The organism is Variovorax sp. P4_D9 (assembly GCF_056401695.1).
Window position 1 is genome coordinate 1 of sequence record NZ_JBFUIU010001774.1, and the last position, 521, is coordinate 521.

A 521-nucleotide genomic window follows, 5' to 3' on the forward strand; every position below is an offset into this window, starting at 1 on the left:
GCGATGACGCGCCCAGACGTGTTGCCTTCCGCTTTTGGAACAGCGTGGGCACCCGAAACTTCCTTCCTATCGCGGCTCAATGGCTGGCCTATGCGTACCCCTGTCAACGCTTCGCGCCGCACCTCGCGGTGTGACGCGCATGACTCGGGGACAACATGATTCGCTACTTCTTTGTTGTCAGGGACTTGCACCCTTTACTCCTTGCCGGTCTCCCGGCGCACTCCAGATGAAGGGCTTTGGGTTGGCGTTGTGGTGGGCCACGTACAGATCGATGGCCAGTTCCAGTTCAGGCACGCTGGTGGAGCTGTCGCGCCGGATGCGGTTCTCCGAGATGTCGCGGAAGAAGCGCTCCACCATGTTCAGCCACGACGCACTCTCGTGGGCGTGAAGTGCATGACGAACCTCGGGTGCTTGGCGAGCCAGGCTTGAACCTCCGGGTGGGTGTGCGTGCCGTAGTTGTCCACGATCAGGTGCAGCTGAAGGTGCCTGGGCGTCTTGCGCTGGATCAGGCGCAGGAACTG

1 pseudogene is annotated in these 521 nt (G+C 61.6%); it reads right to left on the bottom strand.

The window, feature by feature from the left end:
- Positions 1–177: 177 nt before the first annotated feature.
- Positions 178–521 (bottom strand): annotated as a pseudogene (locus tag AC1DY5_RS58280) (transposase); the annotation flags it as partial.